We start from the raw sequence: 18,381 nt of genomic DNA, 5'->3' as shown, positions 1-18,381 counted from the left end.
CCTTAACACCGTTACCATGCCTCCATCTGGCTGATTTCTACTTGAAGGTGTTGTAAATCCTGGTTGGCGAGTCGCACGTATCCTTCCACCTCGGCCAGCATGCTGGCGCGGGTGTGCAGGTCAGCGACGTGGTAGCTGCCCCCTGCGCCAAAATACAGGGCTTGCTGCTGGGCCTGCTGGGCCGCGTTGCCGCTGGTAAACTGGTCGTATTGCGTCCAGCGCTGCCGGATGGTTTGCAGGGGCGGCGGCAAGCTCGCCGCGGGCTCGCCCGCCCGCACCTCACCAAGCGCCGCCCAGAGGCCCGGCGGGTAGAGGAGCGAGCGTCGCCGTTGGTACCAAATGTCCGCCAGCAGATTTTGGCGTATTGGATAGGTCAACTGCGGGTTCACCAAAAGCGTGGCCACGCCCAGCGCTGCGCTTAGCACAGCCGTGCTCAGGGTCAGCACCAGGTTCAGGTCGTTATTCTGCACCGTGGTGCCTAGGATGCCACTCGCGCCGCCCGCCAGCAGCGAGCCCACCGTGAAGTGGTTTTGCCGTTTAGATTGCGTGCCCGTCAGGGCCAGGGCCGCCTGCTCCGCGCGCTGGCGCTCACAGTCCAGCTCCTCGGCTACCCGCAGCACCTGGGCCGACTCCCGCCCAACGGCCAGCACGAGCAGCCGCCGCTGGCGCAGGAAGGCCGCGTGGCCGGCGCTGGCGGGCACTAACCCCGCCCCGCGCAGCTGCTGGAGCAGGCGTAGGCCCGCCGTCAGGCCATAATAGGGTACCAGTTGCCGGCTGCGGACCGACAGGCCGGCCAGTGCTATGGTGTCCAGCAGCGGCAAGGCATTGGCCGCGGTGGCTCGCACGGTATCGCTGCTAAACAGCTGCCGAGGGGCCGCACAGTAGCCGCTGGTATCCGCGGCGCTGCCCGCTGCCGGGCGCACTGCCTGGCAGCCCCCTAGCAGCAAAGGCAGCGCGAGCAGCCAGCGCAGATTAGAGTTGCAAAGCGATAGCATAACTAGGGGAAAAGGAGCACATGCAGGGCCGATAAATCGAGCAACGAAGCTGGCCAACTTCGCTAGCCAGCCCGCAAAGCGGAGCCCTACTCGGTGGGGCGGGTGGCTTCATATAGAAACCAGGTGCGGCGCTCGGCTTCGTCGATGTACACCTCCAACAGGCTGGAAGTGGCCACGTCCTTGATAGCTTCGCACTGCTCGTGCAGCTCGCGCAGGGCCTGCGCTAGGTGCTGGTTGTCGGCAGTAAGGTTGGTGAGCATGGCAACCGGGCTCACGTACACGGCATCGTCGTCGGCCACCCGCTGCAACTGGCTGATTTCACCAATGGAATGCAGCGTCGGAAAGCCCAGCTTGCGGCCGCGCTCGGCGACAGGGTCGATGGCCGCAAAAATCTGCTCGCCCTGCTCATCAAGGAGTAAGTGGTAGTCGCGGAAATGGCGGCCGCTCATGTGCCAGTGGTAGTTTTTGGTTTTGACATAGAGCGCGAACAAGTCAGCCACCAAGCGACGTAGCCCGTTGGCTACAGTTTCTCTACCCAGTTCGTCTAGGTCAGACGGCGTGGCTAATTGGTCAGGGTGCAAGGTGAGGGGCATGGGGAAAATGGAGAGGTAGAAGAGGTGAGTGACTTGTCAACGCCTTGGCAGAAAGCACATGGCGCGTTCTTACCGGCTGCTTTTTAATTATTTATGGTACTATGAACTGGTCAGCGGTTGGGAGCTTGTCAGCTAGCTCGGCGTCAATCCCGAAGTTTCCTGCCAGCAGAGTCGGCGGGTTGCTGGCTAGCCAACGGCTCAAATCAATGGCTTCGTAGTTCCCGCTGTTGAAGCCCAGCAACAGGCGGCAGACTTCCGAGCCGGTATTCTTGATGTAGTGTCCGGCCCCCATGGGCACGTACCCCACATCGCCGGCCGCAAACTGCTCAGTTACGGCCTGTCCCTGGGCCAGAAAAACGGTCATTTCCGCCGTACCGCTGATGTAGTATTGCCACTCGTCGGCATTCGGGTGCCAGTGCAGCTCCCGCAGGGCTCCTGGCTCAATTTCTAGTAGTGAACCCGTTATGGTAGTGCTAATTGGAAACTCGGCCGCCGTGACTACCCGTTGCGTGCCGCCGCCGGGGGCCCGCCGGGGCTGCTGCGCGGCCAGCGGGTAGCGGTGCCGGGAGGTTAATGCGGCTGTCGGCCGGGCCGCCCCCAGCAGCGACTGGTTATTGGGCACTTCTCCCTGAGCAAAGTATACTTCTTGCTTGGGCAACTGGGCTACTTCGGCCAGCGACAACCCCAGGCTCTGCGCTGCGACGGCAGGGGGCACGTGGGCAATAAAATCGGTGATGCTGAAGGTGTGGTCTTCTGAGAAATCGCCGTTATCAAAAATGAGGATGAAGTGGCACTCACCCGGCCCCACCCCCTGGATGGAGTGCCCGTAGCCTCTGGGAAAGTACCAACTGTCGCCGGGCCCAAAGTCGTCGATGTACGTTGTGCCGTCGGGGTGGAGGATGGTCGTGCGGCAGTACCCGGTCAGTACGTAGGCCCACTCGGCGGCGTTGGCGTGCCAGTGCAGCTCGCGCATACCGCCGGGGGCCAGGCGCATCGATACACCCGCCAGGCCCACCGAGGCCGGAAACTCGCGCACCGAAGCGCCTCGCGTGCTCCCCCCGGGACCAAGCTTGGGCTCCTGTTGCTCCAGCGGATAGCGAAATTGTAGCGAAACTGGGGGCATGTTAAGGGGATAAGTAATTGATTATAAAAGTTAATACTACATTGCCAGGCATTAGGCAGCGGAGCGCTGACGGGCGGCTGGCTAGCCAAGATGCCGCTTTCGCTTCGCAGCAGTAACAAGTGCAGCTGGGCCCTTATTTTACCTTAAAAGTGAGGCAGTAGGCAGCATCGCAAAGCTGACGCACAAAGTGAAAGTGTCTGCTTATCTTAGCCTTACACACCGAACAGCCGCAGGTATTCTTACTCTTGCAAACCTATGGCCCCCTGGGACTACCCTAGCGGTAAAAAAGCTGGAATTACCGGTACTTTCAAGACGAAAGCGCTAGTTGTTGGCCGCCTCAGCCGGCGCGCGGTCGTACTTCGTGGCCCCTACTGCTTATGCGCCTGCGTACTTATTTACTCGCCTTATTCCTGCTCGGCACTTTGGGGGCGGTCCGGGCCGAGCCCATGACCCCGCTGCTGGCCCCGCCAGCGGCGGCCCGGCTGCGCGCCCAGCTGTGGCGCACTCCGGCCGGTCCCACCCGCCTGCGCCTGCTGCTGCAACTGGCCGATGACCTGGTGGCCCGGCACGAAGAGCTGGCTGCGCCCCTCGATAGCGCCGCCAGCTACGCGCGGCAGGCCCTGGCGCTGAGCACCCGGCTCGCCGACCCGGCCGGCCGCATCCGCAGCTTGTATGTACTGGGCCAGCTGCCGGGGGCGAGTAGCGCCGCCGATACCACCGGCCGGGCTGAACTGCGCCAGGGCCTGCGGCTGAGCCAGCAGCTAGCCAGCCCGGCGCTCGAAGCGGCCGGTTGGTTTTACCTGGCCAGTAGCTACCCGCGCACCACGGCCGAATTGCCGCGCAAGCTGGCCGGCTATGCCCGCGCCGCCACGTTATTTGCGCAAGCCGGCCGGCCACTGGAGCACGCCTACGTGCTGAAAACCATCGCCGACATGCACCTGCTGCAAGGCCACTCGGGGCAGGCCGAGCAGGAGCTGCTGCACGTGTTGGCCCTGTACCGCGCCGCCGGCCACCGCGAACTGCACTACACCTACGACCTGCTGCGGGGCGCCACCCGGCAGGTGGGCAACTACCAAGCTGCTCTGCGCTACGGCCTGGCCGCCGTGGAAAGCGCCCAGGCCACCCACGACACCACCTCGATAGCCTACCTGTACGCCAGCTTAGCCAGCATTTATAAGGAGTTGAATCAGCCCGACCAGGCCCTGGCTTATTACCAGCGCGCGCTGCGCCACGCCTGGCTAGGGCAGTCGGCGGCGGGCGTGGCCATTATGAGCGTGGCCATCAGCCGCGTGTTGCTCAGCCAGCACCAGCCTGGGCAGGCCCTGCGGTTTTTGCAAACCGTGGGCGGCAGCCCGCAGGCCATCAGCTCGGCGGTGTACCTCAGCTGCCTCGTCGATTGCTACGTGGCCCTGGGGCGATATGCGGCGGCCGAGCGCACGGTGGGCCAGCTACTAACCCAGGCCCGGCAGCCGGCCACCGACGATATAGCCCGGCTGAACGCTCACCTCGCGGCGGGCAAATTTTACCTGGCCACCAAGCGCTACGCCGAGGCCCGGCCGCAGTTGCAGCGGGCGCTCGGGCTGTGCCGCTCGGCGGGCTACTTGCTGCAAGCGGCCAGCCTGCACCAGCTGCTGTTTCGGGCCGACTCGGCGCAGGGGCGGTTTCCGGCAGCCATCGCCCACTTTCAGCAGTACAAGCGCCTGAACGATTCGGTCTTCAATGCCGCTCGCAATCAGCAGCTGGCTAGCCTCGAAATTCAGTACGGCACCCGCCAGAAAGAGCAGAATATCGCCCTACTCACCAAGCAAAGCCTGTTGCAACAAGCCCGCCTGCGCCAGCGCGAGCAGCAGCGCAACGCCTTGCTGGTGGGGGCCGGACTGCTGCTGCTGCTACTGGGCCTGGGCTACAACCGCTACCGCCTCAAGCAGCGCAGCAACCGCCTGCTGCACGCCCAGCAAGCCGAAATAGCGCAGCGCAGCCAGGAGCTGGCGGGCCTGCTGGCCGAGCAGCGCGAGCTGCTAACCGAAAAGGAATGGATGCTGCGCGAAATCCACCACCGCGTCAAAAACAACCTACAAGTAATTGGCAGTCTGCTGCATACCCAGGCCGATTATTCGGCTGACCCCGCCACCCAGGCCGCCCTCGAGCAAAGCCAGTACCGGGTGCAGGCCATGGCCCTGCTGCACCAGCACCTCTACCAGGCCGACCGCGTGGGCTGGGTGCCGCTGCCCACCTACGTGCAGGAGCTGGCCGCGCACCTGCTCGATGCCTTCGATGCCACCGCCCGCGTGCGCCTGCACCTCGACCTGGCCCCGCTAGCTCTGCCCGTAGCCACGGCCACGCCGCTGGGCCTGGCGCTCAACGAGCTGCTTATCAATAGTATGAAGCACGCCTTTGGCCCCGGCCAGCCCGGCACGCTCACGCTCACCGGCCAGCAACTCACCCCCACTACCTACCAGCTCAGCGTGGCCGACGATGGCCGGGGCCTGCCGCCCGACTTCGACCCTAGCCGCGCCCACACGCTGGGCCTCACGCTGGTAACGGGCCTCAGCCGCCAGCTCGATGGCGAGTTTGCATTGCTGCCTAATCCCGACGGCCGGGGCACGGTGGCCCGCCTACGCTTCCTGGTGGCGAGCCCGGCAGCGGCCTCGGTCGGCTTCGGTGAGGGCTTGGTATAATCCGCTGATAGTACCGGGAAAGCCGGTTTTTTTACCGTTTGGGGCCTTGGGTGGCCGGGTAGTTTTGCAGCGCTAGAGTTACTGCGCGGCACGTTGCGGCGGGTGGCCTGGCTAGTATTTATCCTCACTTACTACGCAGCGCTATGCCTAAAATCACGGTAAAAGACGGCACCGAAATCTACTACAAAGACTGGGGTACGGGCCAGCCCTTGTTCTTCCACCACGGCTGGCCGCTGTCGAGCGACGACTGGGATGCCCAGCTGATGTTCTTCCTCACAAAAGGCTACCGCGTTATCGCCCACGACCGCCGTGGGCACGGCCGCTCGTCGCAGGCCCCGACTGGCCACGACATGGACACTTACGCGGCCGACGTAGCTGAGCTGACCGCCCACCTCAACCTGCAAGGGGCCGTGCACATCGGCCACTCCACGGGCGGGGGCGAGGCCATCCGCTACGCCGCCCGCGCCGAGCCGGGCCGCGTGGCCAAGGTGGTGCTCATCAGCGCCGTAACGCCCCTGATGCTGCAAGGCCCCACCAATCCCGACGGCGTGCCGATGGCGATATTCGACGAAATCCGGGAGGGCACGGCCACTAACCGGGCGCAGTATTTCCAAGATTTCACCCTTCCCTTCTACGGCTACAACCGCGAGGGTGCCACCATCAAGCAGGGCATCCGCGACAACTGGTGGCGGCAGGGCATGAACGGCGGGGCCAATGCCCACTACTACGGCATCGCCGCCTTTGCCGAAACGGACTTCACCGACAACCTCCAAAGCGTGGACCTGCCCGTGCTGGTACTGCACGGCGAAGACGACCAAATTGTGCCTTTCCACGTGTCCGGCGCCAAATCCATCAAGCTGCTCAAGCACGGCAAGCTCATCTCCTACCCCGGCTTCCCCCACGGCATGCCCGCCACGGAGGCTGCGACCATCAACGCTGATTTACTGGCGTTTATCGAGGGGTAGGAATTCGGTTTGTACGTGATACAAAGCGCTGCCTCTTAGCCGGGGCAGCGCTTTTGCATTGTGTATAAGAGGGGAACCGGTTAAAAATTTGGGCCAGATGTTAATGGGCAAACTTACCGGTATTCTCACTACGAAGTGTCTCCGCTGCAAACATATTCTCTGCGGTAAGGGACAGGCGCAGAGCCTACCTATTTTCGGCCACGTGGGCCAGGCTGGTCATGCCGGAATGGGCAGCACCTTGGGGGCGCGGCAGTACGCCGGTACGGGCTCGCCTGAGCCTGTACCGGTTCTGCAAGGAAGCCACCGGAAAGGGCTGCTGGGCGAGCAGGTAGCAGGGCGCGGTCGGACAGTATCAAGGTAGTTAGTCAGCCGAAAAAAGCAGGCTTTCACCCACGGCTGGCAGGCGCAATTTGCCTTGCAGCTGCCCTGTGTCGCGGGCGGCTTGCAGCAGGCGGGGCGGCTCGCCCCGGGGCTCGCCGCTCAGGTTGAAGGTGCCGTAGTGCATGGGCACCAGCATCTTGGCGCCGGTGTCGTGGAAGGCCTGCACCGCATGGGCGGGGTCCTGGTGGTTGGGGCCCATAATCCAGCGCGGCGCGTAGGCCCCGGCCCCAATGATAGCCACATCGAGGCCGGGGAAGAGCCGGCCCACGTCCCGAAAGTGGCTGCCGTAGCCCGAGTCGCCGCCGAAGTACACCTGCCGGCCCCCGGCTTGCAGCACGAAGGCGCCCCACAGGGTTTCGTTCTTGTCCCAGGGCGTGCGATTGGACCAGTGCCGCGTGGGCAAAAACGTGACGCGCAAGGCGGCCTCGGTGCGGTACTGCTGGTACCAGCCCGCCGCCTGCACCCGCGCACCGGGGAGCCAAGTAGTCAGCAGCTTATCCATCCCCAAGCCGGTCAAAAACTGCGCCTGCGGGTTTTGGGCGTAAAGCTGCACGAGCGAGAGCTTGTCGCAGTGGTCGTAGTGCGCGTGCGAGAGCAAAATGTAGTCGATGCCCGTTAGCGCCGCCGGGTCCAGGGGCAGCTCCGACAGGCGCTGGCCAAACACCGGCAGGTTGCCCAGTACCGGGTCGATGAGGAACGTGCGGCCACCCAATCGGATGAAAAATGAGGCGTGGCCCAGCCACACAATAACGTCGGCGGGGCCGCGCAAAAAGGCGTCGGTTTTCAGGACGGGGAGCTGAAAGGAGTCCGCGGCTTTCTCCGCCCGCTGGGGGTTGGGCTGCAGCCAGTACTTGACCACCGTGCTGAAACGGTTGACGTAGGGAAACTCGTGGTTCACGAACTTGCCGCTAGCATCCAGCGGGGTGCCCGGCCACTGGTCGGCGGGTAGTAGGGTCGGTAAGTCAGGGTTGGAAACGTAGGCGGCAGGCATAGCAGAAGGCGTAGTGGCAGAAGTGGTGCTGCCCAGCAGGCTAGCCGCGGCGGTAGCGGCTCCGGTAGCTAGGAAACGGCGGCGGTGCATCCTCAAAAAACGTAACAGAAACTGGCGGCTGCCCGCCCAAAGGCAATGGCTAGCCAGCTGCTTACCCATTGCTTTGGGGCGCACCGCTAGCTAGCCAATGCTTGCATTGATTTACACGCTGAGCGTGCCTTCGATAGAATCGTCGAAGGTTTGGCCGATGACGGCGCTGACCGCCGTCTTCACCGCGGCAATCAGGTTGCCGTGCTTGTTGTCCCAGTAGTAGCCCTGCTCGGGCACCACTTCCACGGCCGTGAGGCGGGGGTCGTGTTCGCCCTCGGTGAACCAGGCTTTGAGCAGCGGATTCCACAGGGCCTTGATGCGGGCGGGGTCGGTCGAAATGGTGGCCGTGCCGACCACGCTCAGAAAGCCGGCATACGCCGAGCCCTGAAATAGGAGCTGCACGGAAGGGTCTTGCTGAATCTCCTGGTTCTTGTGGCTGTCACTGGCACTCAGAAACCAGAAGTGGCCTTGCTCGTCTACTTCCTGCACCGCCATGGGGCGGGTCGTGGGCACCTCGCTGCTACGCAGGCGGGTGCTGAAAAAGCAGGTGTTGGTTTTGCCGGCGAGCTCCTGCATTTTTTTGATGGCGTCGCTGCTGTGCAGGTCCTGGTGGTTCTGCTCGGGCTGCTCTTGATTGATGCTGTCCATGAGTAAGGGGAAAAGAGAAAAATAAGGAGAGGTACCTACGAGGTGTACGGGCACCAGTCAAAAGCGCACCAACTCCTCGCGCACCAGCTCCCGCAGCTAGTGGGGCGTGCTGGTGGCCAGGCATCCGTGCCGGAGCCGGCCGGGGCGCGGCGCGGACGCCGAGTTGATTCTTAGCCGTACTGGGGCGCCAGCTGCCCGCTGATAAGCAGGTGCTGGCGGGCGGCGCTGCCGTGGGCCAGCATCCAGCCGGGGTATTCGGGGGCGGGGGTGCTGGCCGCGTCGAGCGTCTGCAGGTCGTCGCTAGTCAGCGTCAGCTCGGTGGCTTTGAGGTTGTCGTCGAGCTGGGCGGGCTGCTTGATGCCCAGAATGATGCTGGTTACGGCGGGCTGGTGGCGCAGCCAGGCCAGGGCCACGGCCGCCAGCGAAGTGTTGTGCGCCTGGGCAATGCCGTCCATAGCCGCCAGCACGCCCGCGCTCTTCTGCTCATCCACGGGCGGAAACTGCACGGTGGTGCGTCGGCCTTCGCTCTTGTTTTCGCGGTATTTGCCCGTGAGGTAGCCGCCGGCCAACGGGCTGTAGACCAGCAGGCCCAGGTTTTCGGCTTCCACCACGGGCACTACTTCGCGCTCCAGGTCGCGGCCGGCCAGCGAGTAGTAGGCCTGCACCGACTGAAAGCGCTCGGCGTGCAGCCGCTCGGCCGTGCCCAGGGCCTTGGCAATCTGCCAGGCCGCCCAGTTCGAGACGCCCACGTAGCGCACCAGGCCCTGGCGCACCATGTCGTCGAGCGCCCGAATGGTGGCCTCCACCGGGGTAGCCGGGTCCCAGCCGTGCAGCTGGTAGAGGTCGATGTGGTCGGTGCCCAGCCGTTTTAAGCTGGCTTTCACCTCATTCAATAAGTGGTAGCGCGAGGCCCCGCCGTCGTTGGGGCCGCTGCCGGTGGCGTGCTCGGCCTTGGTGGCCAGCACCACCTGGTGCCGGGCGATACCGAGGCTTTTGAGGGCCTGGCCAACCATCTCCTCGCTTTGCCCGCCGGCGTACACGTTGGCGGTGTCGATGAAGTTGATGCCCGCGTCGAAGCCGCGGCGAATGATGGCCTCGGCCTGGTCCTGCGTGACGCCCGAAGCGGCCGCGTACTGGCCCGGCGAGTGGCCGAAGGTCATGGTGCCCAGGCACAGTTCGGACACGAACAGGCCGGTATTTCCCAAGAGGTTGTAGCGCATAAAGAGGGGGTAGTGAATACGTTGGCAAAGGTCCTGCCCCGCCTTTGGCCTCCTCTCCCGATTCTTGCGCTTGTTTGTAAGTTCTTGCTATTCGGCACCCCTAGCGGCGCTGAAACTGCTGGGGCGTGCAGCCTACTAAGCGCTTGAAAGCCGCTGCGAAGCTGATGGGCGAGGCAAAGCCCAGTTCGTCGCTCAGGTCGGCTAAGGCCAGGCTGTCGCGGCGCAGCAAGTGCTTGGCCCGCTCAATTTTCCAGCGCAGCACGTACTGGTAAGGCGGCAGCCCGGTGGCCTGCTTGAAGAGGCGGGCAAAGTGAAACACGCTCAGGTTGGCCAGCTCCGCCAGCCCTTCCAGCGTCACGGGCTCGGCGGCGTGCGCTTCCAGGTAAGCCTCGATGCGGGCCAGGGCCGCGCTGCCCAGCCGCGCCGGCCCCTCGGGGCGGCGCTGGCTGGTGGCGTGGTGCGCCAGCAGGTGGTGGCAGAGCGTGGCGGTCAGCGACTCTACGTAGAGCCGCCCCAGCGCGCGGTGGCTGCCCGCGCTGGCCAGTAGCTGCCGGCTGAGCTGACCTAGGAACGGGTCGTTGAACTTCATCCGCTTTTGCAGCACGGCCGGCGTGCGGGTGGTATCCTGGCCCGCCACCTGCCGGAAATAGGGCGCTTCGAGGGTGAGGTAGATGTTGTCGCTCGGCGTCGTCCAGTCGATGGCCGTGCCGTACTCGCCGCCCGGAAACAACCCTAGGTCCCCAGTCTGGTAGACCGTTTCGCTCACCCGCGCGCCGTCGCGCCGCCGCACCAGGTGCGGCTGGGCCACCTGGTAGAGCAGCAACAGGTGGTGCTCGTGCTGCTGGGCCGCCAGCCGCCCGGCTTCGAGGTGATACTGCTCGACCCGCACGCCCTGCCAGGGTAGGGGCGCGCTGCTGATGAGCGGCGGGGCGTAAAAACTATCGGTCACGTATTGCATCATCCTTTTTTCAATACCCGGCGGCGCGGCCACTCGGCTGCTAACAAAGAAACGGGGGTTTCGGCCCTATCAAACGCGGACAGCTGCTGCGCCGCTCGGTGGCTTTATAAAAACCTCATTTGCGGGGAGGAACCGCTTTGCTGGCCTGAGGTAAGCTGTGCCGTAACCTACTTACTTGCCACGCCCCGTCTAGTTAACTTTTAAACCAACCTTTTAACCAAGGCCAAGCGTGAAAAACCGCGTGTAGCTTGGTTTACAAAGTTTAAGCTACATTTCACCGTACGCCCAGCTTCTTCATGCGGGCTTCGAGGGTAGTGGGTTTGATGCCCAGCAGCTCGGCGGCCCCGCCGGTGCCGCGCACCCGGCCCGCGGCCTGGGCCAGGGCGGCCACGATAACCTCGCGGGCGGCGTCAGCGAAGGGGCGTACCGGGGGCGCGGCGGTAGGGGCAGGGGCGGCGGCGGGGGCTAGGGCCTCGGCGAGCGTCAGGGTCGGCGAGCGGGCCATGATGGCGGCGCGCTCCAGCACGTGCTCCAGCTCGCGCACATTGCCGGGCCAGGGGTAGGCCAGCAGTTGCTGGGCGGTGTCGGCGGCCAGGCCGGTGAGGGGCTTGCCCAGCTTTTTGGCGAAGCGGTGCAGGAAGTGCGTGGCCAGGGGCAGGATGTCTTCGGGGCGGGCGCGCAGGGGCGGCACGGCCAGCGGAAACACGTTGAGGCGGTAGTAGAGGTCGGAGCGGAAACGGCCTGCGGCCACCTCCTGCTTGAGGTCACGGTTGGTGGCGGCCACGATGCGCACATCTACCGCGATGGGGCGGCGGCCGCCCACGCGCTCAATCTCGCGCTCCTGCAAGGCGCGCAGCAGCTTGGCTTGCAACTCCAGGGGCAGCTCGCCGATTTCATCCAGGAAAATAGTGCTGCCGTCGGCTAGCTCAAACTTGCCCAGGCGCTTGTCAGTCGCTCCAGTAAAACTGCCTTTCTCGTGGCCAAACAACTCGCTTTCAATCAGGTGCGGGGGCAGGGCGGCGCAGTTCACCTTAATCATGGTGCGGGCGGCGCGGGCCGACAGCTCGTGCACGGCCCGCGCCACCAGCTCCTTGCCAGTGCCGGTTTCGCCGGTAATCAACACGGTGGCATCGGTGCCGGCCACTAGGCCCAGGCTGCGGAAAAGCGCCTGCATAGCCGGGCCGGTGCCGATGATTTCGCCGATGTTGTAGGTCGTGCGGATTTCCTCGGCCAGGTAGGTGTTTTCCAGCGCCAGCTGCTGGCCAAGGGTCTTGATGCGCTCGAAGGCCAGCAGGTTTTCGAGGGCCAGGGCCAGCGGGCGGCTCAGCTCTTGCAGCAGGCGCAGGTCGCGGGCGGTGTAGGCGTAGGGGGCGCGGCTGGCCACCACCACGGCCGCCACGGGCCGGCCCTGCACGGCCAGCGGCACGTACATGGAGGAGCGCAAGCCCAGGTACTCGCCGTAGCGCCGGGCCACCAGGTTGCGGGCGCGGCGGGTTTCGCCGGCCTCGCCCACGTTGAGGGTGGGCTGCTGCATCAGGGCTTCGAGCTCCAGCGTGGCCTGCTGCCAGGCCAAGCGGGCGGCAGCATCGGGCAGGTGCACAAACTCGGCGGCGGGCAGCAGCCGGAAGCTGCCATCGGGCTGGCGGCTGGCGTGAATGCCATCCTGCACGGTGCCCAGCACGCGGTCAACGCCGTGGAGCGTGAGCAAATCGAGGGGCAGCACCGGCTGCAAGGCCTGGGCCACGGCCGGGGCAATGGCCTCCAGCTCGCGGCCGTTGCGGAAGGCGCTGACCAGGGCCAGCTCGGCCACTTTTTGGCGGCGGCGGGCGTCGATTTCCTCGCACACCAGCAGGTTGTCGAGGGCCAGGGCCAGCTGGGGTAGCAGCAGCGCCACGGTGGCGTACTGCTCGGGCGCAAAGGCGGCGGGGTCGGGGCTAGCCAGCTGCAAGCTCGTGAAGGAGTGGCGCTTGAGCAGCACCGGAAACGCGGCCAGTGCCCGCGCCCCAAACGCCTCGCGGGCGGCGCGGGCCGTGCGCTGGGTGCGGCACAGCTCCTCAAACGTTGGCCCGGTGAAGGTGCCCGTCTGCTCGCCCACCTCATCGGGCGGCAGCTCGGTGAGGCGCTGCAGAAGGGCGTCGGGTGCATCGGCGCCCAGCAGCCGCAGCGGGGGCACTTTCTCGAACACGCCGGCGGCATTCTTGTGCAGCACTACCCAGTAAAAGGCCTGCTCCTCGGGCAGCCCAATGCGCAGGCTGAGCAGGGTAAACGGCACCAGCTGGTCGAGCTGCGTGGCGATGGCCTGGCACAGCTCGTCGCGGTCGTGCAGGCGCGCAATAGCGTTGTTAACCGCTACTTGCAGTTCGCGCTGCCGGCGCAGACGGGCCTCTTCGCCGTGGGCGTGGCGGTAGCGAGCTAGCTCCAGGGCCGCCAGCACGTCTTTCTCCCGAAAGGGCTTGTTGAGAAAGCCCAGCGGCTGCGTAACCTGCGCGGCGGCCAGCACCTCGTCGTTGAGATTAGCGGAAAGGAACACGAACGGAATCTGGCGCTCGTGCAGCCAGCCGGCCAGGTCGAGGCCACTTTCCGGCCCTTTCAGGAAGATGTCGAGCAGCACCACGGCCGGCGGGGCATCAACCAGTAACTGCCGGGCCTCGGCGGCCGTGGCGGCCAGCCCTAGCACCGCGTAGCCCGCCTTGGTAAGCCGCCGCCGCAGGTCATTGGCCACGATGAACTCGTCTTCGACAATCAGCACGGTGGCTAGCGGCTCGGCCTGGGAGGAAGGAAGCGACATAAGGCGAATGAGGGTAGGGCGTGGGCATGCAGGCGGTGCGGCTTCGCAATACGGGAGGTCGGCGGGCCTGGGAAGTGGCGGGCCTAAAGCCGGCGCCACGGCATTTTTACTGGTGGTGTAAAGCAGCTTTCAGTGCGGGTTAGTCGGCGGGCTACCACCATCTAACTCCAAAATAATCCTCCAATATAATGGGCGCTCCAATATAGTGGAGGTTATGTTACTCATGGATTTCCACGAAATTTTCCACCTAAAACCTGATAATAAACAAGTTGCCGATGGGGTAGACTGTGCTTCAGAAAGCTGGCACCGTCCTGGTAAAAGGCTAGAGCATCACCTTGCTTTTATCCCGTGCCCGTACCAGCCATTTCATCTGCCGAGCCGCTACGCATTGCGGAGTGGGTAGCCACCGCTGGCCGGCTCCCAGCCCCGCCCAGCGGCTGCCTGGCCCTGCTGCTAGTGCGCGAAGACGCCGGCACCTGCCGCGATGCCCAGGGTACCGCCCTCGTGTGCCCGGCCGGCACTTTGTTACTGCTCGGCCCCACCGATTGCTGGTATTTTGACCCTAACCACCCCGCCCGTGTGGCGTGGCTGTGCTTCTCGCTAGACTACCTGGTTAGCCAAACTACCGGCCACCCCCAGGCCGCCGACTGGCAGTTGCTGCGGGCGCGCGGCACCGCCCTAGGGGCCGCCGGGCACCTGGCGGCTACCAAGGTGCCGCCCGCGCTGGCCGCCTTGCTCGCCCTGCTGGTTGACTGCTACGCCGGGTGCTCTGGCGTGGCCCACGACCCGCTGGCCGGGCCCCTGGCGGGCACCGTGCTGCGGGCCGTGGGGCCACTGCTGGCCCCGGCCCAGCCCGGCCCGGCCGCTACCCACGCGGCGGGGGTAGTGCGGCAGGTGCTGGCCTACATTCGGCGGTATGCGGCGGTGCCCGGGCGGCTGCACCTAGGGCATTTGGCCCAGGAGTTTGCCTATTCGCCCTCGCACCTAAGCGCGTTGTTTCGGCAGCACATGCGCGAGCCGCTGCACCAGTACATCGTGCGCCATCGCTTGCAACTGGTCGAGAATCAGCTGCAAGCCGGCGCGCTCACCGTGTCGCAAATTGCCGATGAGCTGGGCTTTGTGGACGTGTGCCACCTCAACAAGCAGTTTAAGAAGCGTTACCACCTCACCCCCACCGAGTACCGGCGGCAGCGCGGTCGCCTCAGCCCTTTGAGCTATGCGTAGTGTCCGCACGCTGGAAGTACGCCGGTGACTTTGCGGGCACGCCCTACCTGCTAGCTATTGCCGACCCCAACCGCCGCGCGCCTCCACCGTCCTGCTTACCAACCCTAGGGGCGGCCATCACGAAGCAGACTCCGCCTGGTAAGGGCCTCACCGTTACGCCACAGGAACTGGCCCCGGTCAACAAATTTATTTTTCACTAAACACTTAATCATTAATCCAGTAGCAATGTCTGCCACCGTTCCCATTCCCGTTCCGTTCGACTCGCTAGCCTTCCTGCTGGTGCCCGCCCGCACCTTCGAGCAATTCGAAGTCGGCGAGGTGTTTCGGGCCCCTAGCCGCACGCTCACCGACGCGCACTCGGCCGCATTTCAGACCGTGTCGTGTGACAACCACCCCGTGCACTACGATGCCGAGTGGGCCCGCCGCCACGGTTACGCCGCGCCGGTGGTGCACGGCCTGCAAGTGCTGGCTTTCACGGCGCCGGGCGCTACGCTGTTTCCGCACATCATTGGCGAGGTGTTTATTGCCTTCACCGAGGTGTCGGCCAAGTTTTTGGGCGAAGTCCACGCTGGCGACACGCTCTACCCGGCCCTGCAAATCACCGACCTTATTCCCGGCGATGGCACGGGTACCGTGGTCACGGCCGCGACCGTGCACAACCAGCGCGGCGAGCTGGTGCTCAGCGGCCAGCATAAGTACCTGCTGCGCACGACCCCGGCCGCCTAGTCTTACATCTTTCCTCCCACTTATCTCCTTATTAGCCAAATGGAACCACGTATTCTGGGCCTGCACCACGTCACGGCTATTGCCGGCAACGCGCCGCGCAACTATGATTTTTACACGCGGGTGCTCGGCCTGCGTTTCCTGAAGAAAACTGTCAACTTCGACGACCCCGGCACCTATCACTTTTACTTCGGCGACGAAACCGGCTCGGCGGGCACCATCCTCACGTTCTTCCCCTGGGAGCACATCACGGCCGGACGACGCGGCACCGGCCAGGCCACCGAAATCGGCTACTCGGTGCCGGCCGGCAGCCTCGATTTCTGGATGCAGCGCTTTGACGCCAACGGTATTACCTACAACAAGCCGAGCGAGAAATTTGGCGAGCGCTACCTCACTTTCCTTGACCCAGACGGGCTGAAATTCGAGCTGATTATGTCGAAAACGCCCGACGCCCGCACGCCCTGGACCACTGCCGAGGTCAGCGCCGAGGTAGCCACCAAGGGCTTTCACACCGTCACGCTCACGCTGTCCAGCACCCAGGCCACGGCCGAAATCCTGACCGACGTATTCGGCTACACGCTGCTCGAAAAGCACGTCAACCGCAGCCGCTACGTGACCGATACCGTGCCGGGCGGCGCGCAGTACATCGACCTGGTGGAAGCGTCCGGCGAGGCCCGCGCCATCACGGCCGGCGGCTCGGTGCACCACATCGCCTTTCGGGTGAAAGATGACGAGGCCGAACTGTATTTCCGCCAGAAGCTCGTGGCGCGGGGCCTGCAACCTACCCCGCAGATTGACCGCGACTATTTCCACTCCGTGTACTTCCGTGAGCCCGGCGGGGTGTTGTTTGAAATTGCTACTGACAACCCCGGTTTCACCGTGGATGAGCCGCTGGCCGAGCTGGGCACCCACCTCATGCTACCTACCCAGCACGAGCATCTGCGCCCGCAACTAACGCAGCGCCTGCCCTCGGTGGGGTAGTGCCGCGCCGCGGAAATGAGAAGCGACACAGCGACCGCTCTGCTAGGCAGAGCGGTCGCTGTGTCGCTTCTCATTTCCGCGGCGCGCCCTGAGCGGGTCAACGGGAAGTAATTACGTATTCGCGCAGGTCCTCATCTACGTAGCACCAGGCCCAGCGCTCGCCAAGCTGGGCAGAGGTTATTACGGAGTGTTGGGTGGCCTGGAAGTACTTGGTCGCGTTTCAGTGGGCGCGCACCGGGTTAGCTAGCCGAAGATAATCCAAGCTTTTTTAACATATCGAACGCCCGCTCAGCCCGTTCGGGTTGGGTGGGCACTTCTGGGTTCTAGGCCACTTTCACGCGGCCCCCTTTGGCCCTAAGCTGTCATACTCCTTGATAGCCTGGTTCTCCAGACTCAAGTCTGCGAACATCTGCTTGAGCTTTCGATTCTCTTCTTCTGAGTGTTTGAGTCGGGCGAGCTCGGCCACGCTCGCCCCAACATATTTGCTTTTACAGGCATAAAACGTCGCCTCGCTCAGCCCGTGTTCGCGCGCAATCTAGGCTACCGTTTGCCCGTTGGCTTGCTATTGCAGCATGGCCACAATCCGGGCCTCGCTGAATCGTCCCTTTTTCATTTGTTAGTCGTCAGGTAGTGGAAATTATGTCTTTCTCGACTCACATTTGGCCCGCTATCTAGGGAAGCGTACACATGACTAACGCGCTTTTCAGAATTTTCAAGGCTGCTGCTACCAAAAGGCCCCGCTACTCAACTGAGTAGCGGGGCCTTTTGGTAGCAGAAAATCAACGATTAATAGTCGCTGTCATAATCATCACCCCGGCCGCGGCTGCGTGAGCTGCTGCCGCCGAATTCGTCGTCCTCGTCGGTGTCGAGGTCATCGTCGTCGTCCAAGGGGCTGAGGCCGCTGGCACTGTCGGGGTCTTCGGCGGCCTCGGCGGTCGTGAATTCTTCTTCGGTCATGGCAGCCAGGTCCAGCGCCTCGTCGTGCGAGGAGCCGGTGTCGCGCCACATCAGGTAGTCGGCATATTTGGCCGAAAGCTGGTCCTCGCCCGAGCCGCGGGTTTTGGCGCCGCCCGTGCGGGCGAAGGTGTCGAGGTTATCGTCGTCGGCGAGCTCGTCGTCGTCCAGATTATCGTACTGTCGCATGGCTAAAAATGGCAGTAGAGCGTGAATAGTTGAGGTTTATGTCGTAGTCGCGAAGATACGGGCGGGGCCGAAATAGGGTTTGCGCTAGGGTGTTTTTTGCATTGCTCCCGCCGCCTCGCTGTCGAAGGGCGACTTCCCGTCCACCGTGCCTTGGCTGCTAATCACTTGAAAGCGGGCAAATAGTTCCTCGCCGTACCAGCCTTCGCGCCGCGTGAGCTGAATTACCTCGCGGTGGCGCGCATCGCGGTAGGCGTACTGCTGCATGGCCGCCGCCGAATCCCAGACGCTGAACGTGGCCTGCCGCACCAGCGGCAGCTCGCCCAGCCCGATGGCCAGCCGCACGCCCGGTGCCTCGGCCAGCGCCCGACTGGTGGGCTCCACAAAGCCCCAAAAGCGCCACGCCCGCCGCAGCCGGATGCTGGCCCGCGTGAGCACCGCCACCGGCCCGGCTTCCTGGGCGGCCCCTAGGGCATCGGTGGGGTAGTCGAAGGGGTTCAGCCCATTCCAAAGCCCATGCGAGCGCAGCGGGACTAGTTCAGCGGTCCAGGTTTCATGGCTGCGGCGCTGATAATCAGCCCATAGCGAATGCGTCGCAAAAAAGGCTGCGGCGGCCTCCATCGTTTCCCAAACACCTAGGAAGCCGTAGCGGTCGAGGTTGGGTAGAAAGCCGAAACCATTGGCCGCGCCGCTGCCTAGCAGTTGGAAAAACCGCAGGCCCGGCACGCGTTTCAGGGTGCCGGGTGAGGTACCCATTTGGGCTAGGCCCCAGCGCCGCTGGCCCGGCCGCAGGGTGAAAATGGTAATAGTGGTGAGCATAGAAAGTAGGCTTGCGCCTAGGTAACAAAAAAGGCCGGAATTGCTTCCGGCCTTTTTTAAAATG

General features: G+C 64.2%; 17 protein-coding genes. 6 read left to right on the top strand and 11 right to left on the bottom strand.

The genetic code is table 11. The features are described 5' to 3' along the window. Positions 1-11: 11 nt before the first annotated feature. From ACFSDX_RS11405 to ACFSDX_RS11395, 3 genes are all read right to left on the bottom strand, one after another. A complete protein-coding gene (locus tag ACFSDX_RS11405) occupies positions 12-995 on the bottom strand; it encodes a hypothetical protein (protein WP_382313540.1) in 984 nt (327 codons plus the stop codon). Between the two features lie 86 nt (positions 996-1,081). Next, entirely contained in the window at positions 1,082-1,588 is a 507-nt protein-coding gene (locus ACFSDX_RS11400; protein ID WP_382313539.1) for a Dps family protein, read from the bottom strand. A gap of 91 nt (positions 1,589-1,679) precedes the next feature. Next, positions 1,680-2,711, bottom strand: a complete 1,032-nt coding sequence (locus ACFSDX_RS11395; RefSeq protein ID WP_382313538.1) for a cupin domain-containing protein — start codon at positions 2,709-2,711, stop codon at positions 1,680-1,682. 377 nt (positions 2,712-3,088) lie between these two features. Between ACFSDX_RS11395 and ACFSDX_RS11390 the strand changes: the two genes are divergently transcribed. Together ACFSDX_RS11390 and ACFSDX_RS11385 are read left to right on the top strand one after the other, a co-directional pair. Beyond that, positions 3,089-5,389 carry a histidine kinase dimerization/phosphoacceptor domain -containing protein gene (locus tag ACFSDX_RS11390; protein ID WP_382313537.1) on the top strand — a complete coding sequence of 767 codons (2,301 nt, stop codon included), beginning with the start codon at positions 3,089-3,091 and terminating at the stop codon, positions 5,387-5,389. A gap of 143 nt (positions 5,390-5,532) precedes the next feature. Then, complete coding sequence (locus ACFSDX_RS11385) at positions 5,533-6,354, top strand: alpha/beta fold hydrolase (protein ID WP_382313536.1); 822 nt, start codon at positions 5,533-5,535, stop codon at positions 6,352-6,354. A 361-nt stretch (positions 6,355-6,715) separates the two neighbouring features. Here ACFSDX_RS11385 and ACFSDX_RS11380 read toward each other — a convergent pair whose 3' ends face one another. From ACFSDX_RS11380 to ACFSDX_RS11360, 5 genes are all read right to left on the bottom strand, one after another. After that, positions 6,716-7,816 (bottom strand): MBL fold metallo-hydrolase, encoded by a 1,101-nt coding sequence (locus ACFSDX_RS11380; protein ID WP_382313535.1) that lies wholly within the window; start codon positions 7,814-7,816, stop codon positions 6,716-6,718. 111 nt (positions 7,817-7,927) lie between these two features. After that, positions 7,928-8,464, bottom strand: coding sequence for a pyridoxamine 5'-phosphate oxidase family protein (locus tag ACFSDX_RS11375; protein ID WP_382313534.1), 537 nt, complete (start codon positions 8,462-8,464; stop codon positions 7,928-7,930). A 170-nt stretch (positions 8,465-8,634) separates the two neighbouring features. Further along, complete coding sequence (locus ACFSDX_RS11370; RefSeq protein ID WP_382313533.1) at positions 8,635-9,684, bottom strand: aldo/keto reductase; 1,050 nt, start codon at positions 9,682-9,684, stop codon at positions 8,635-8,637. Positions 9,685-9,784: 100 nt separating this feature from the next. Then, on the bottom strand, positions 9,785-10,633 hold the full coding sequence (locus ACFSDX_RS11365) for a helix-turn-helix domain-containing protein (RefSeq protein ID WP_382313532.1): 849 nt from the start codon (positions 10,631-10,633) through the stop codon (positions 9,785-9,787). A gap of 283 nt (positions 10,634-10,916) precedes the next feature. After that, positions 10,917-13,430 (bottom strand): sigma 54-interacting transcriptional regulator, encoded by a 2,514-nt coding sequence (locus ACFSDX_RS11360; protein WP_382313531.1) that lies wholly within the window; start codon positions 13,428-13,430, stop codon positions 10,917-10,919. A gap of 348 nt (positions 13,431-13,778) precedes the next feature. Here ACFSDX_RS11360 and ACFSDX_RS11355 point away from each other — a divergent pair, with 348 nt between their 5' ends. From ACFSDX_RS11355 to ACFSDX_RS11340, 4 genes are read left to right on the top strand one after another with little or no spacing between them, the layout of a single operon-like run. Beyond that, positions 13,779-14,654 carry a helix-turn-helix domain-containing protein gene (locus ACFSDX_RS11355; protein WP_382313529.1) on the top strand — a complete coding sequence of 292 codons (876 nt, stop codon included), beginning with the start codon at positions 13,779-13,781 and terminating at the stop codon, positions 14,652-14,654. Further along, positions 14,654-14,854 (top strand): hypothetical protein, encoded by a 201-nt coding sequence (locus tag ACFSDX_RS11350; protein WP_382313528.1) that lies wholly within the window; start codon positions 14,654-14,656, stop codon positions 14,852-14,854. Before ACFSDX_RS11355 ends, ACFSDX_RS11350 begins: the two co-directional genes overlap by 1 nt. A 25-nt stretch (positions 14,855-14,879) precedes the next feature. Further along, positions 14,880-15,380 carry a MaoC family dehydratase gene (locus ACFSDX_RS11345; RefSeq protein WP_382313526.1) on the top strand — a complete coding sequence of 167 codons (501 nt, stop codon included), beginning with the start codon at positions 14,880-14,882 and terminating at the stop codon, positions 15,378-15,380. 39 nt (positions 15,381-15,419) lie between these two features. After that, positions 15,420-16,358 (top strand): ring-cleaving dioxygenase, encoded by a 939-nt coding sequence (locus tag ACFSDX_RS11340; RefSeq protein WP_382313525.1) that lies wholly within the window; start codon positions 15,420-15,422, stop codon positions 16,356-16,358. Positions 16,359-16,692: 334 nt separating this feature from the next. Here the strand turns inward: ACFSDX_RS11340 and ACFSDX_RS11335 are convergent, their stop codons facing one another. From ACFSDX_RS11335 to ACFSDX_RS11325, 3 genes are all read right to left on the bottom strand, one after another. After that, the gene (locus tag ACFSDX_RS11335; protein WP_382313800.1) at positions 16,693-16,893 is read right to left on the bottom strand and encodes a transposase; all 201 of its coding nucleotides are present in this window, start codon (positions 16,891-16,893) and stop codon (positions 16,693-16,695) included. A 251-nt stretch (positions 16,894-17,144) separates the two neighbouring features. Further along, positions 17,145-17,501 (bottom strand): hypothetical protein, encoded by a 357-nt coding sequence (locus ACFSDX_RS11330; RefSeq protein WP_382313523.1) that lies wholly within the window; start codon positions 17,499-17,501, stop codon positions 17,145-17,147. 84 nt (positions 17,502-17,585) lie between these two features. Beyond that, complete coding sequence (locus ACFSDX_RS11325; protein ID WP_382313522.1) at positions 17,586-18,317, bottom strand: spheroidene monooxygenase; 732 nt, start codon at positions 18,315-18,317, stop codon at positions 17,586-17,588. Between the last annotated feature and the right edge of the window lie 64 nt (positions 18,318-18,381).

It is taken from the genome of Hymenobacter bucti (genome assembly GCF_042681145.1).
GTDB classification, from domain to species: Bacteria; Bacteroidota; Bacteroidia; order Cytophagales; family Hymenobacteraceae; genus Hymenobacter; species Hymenobacter bucti.
The sequence above is the reverse complement of the archived record's forward strand: the minus strand, read 5'-3'. Positions and strand labels throughout refer to the sequence as shown.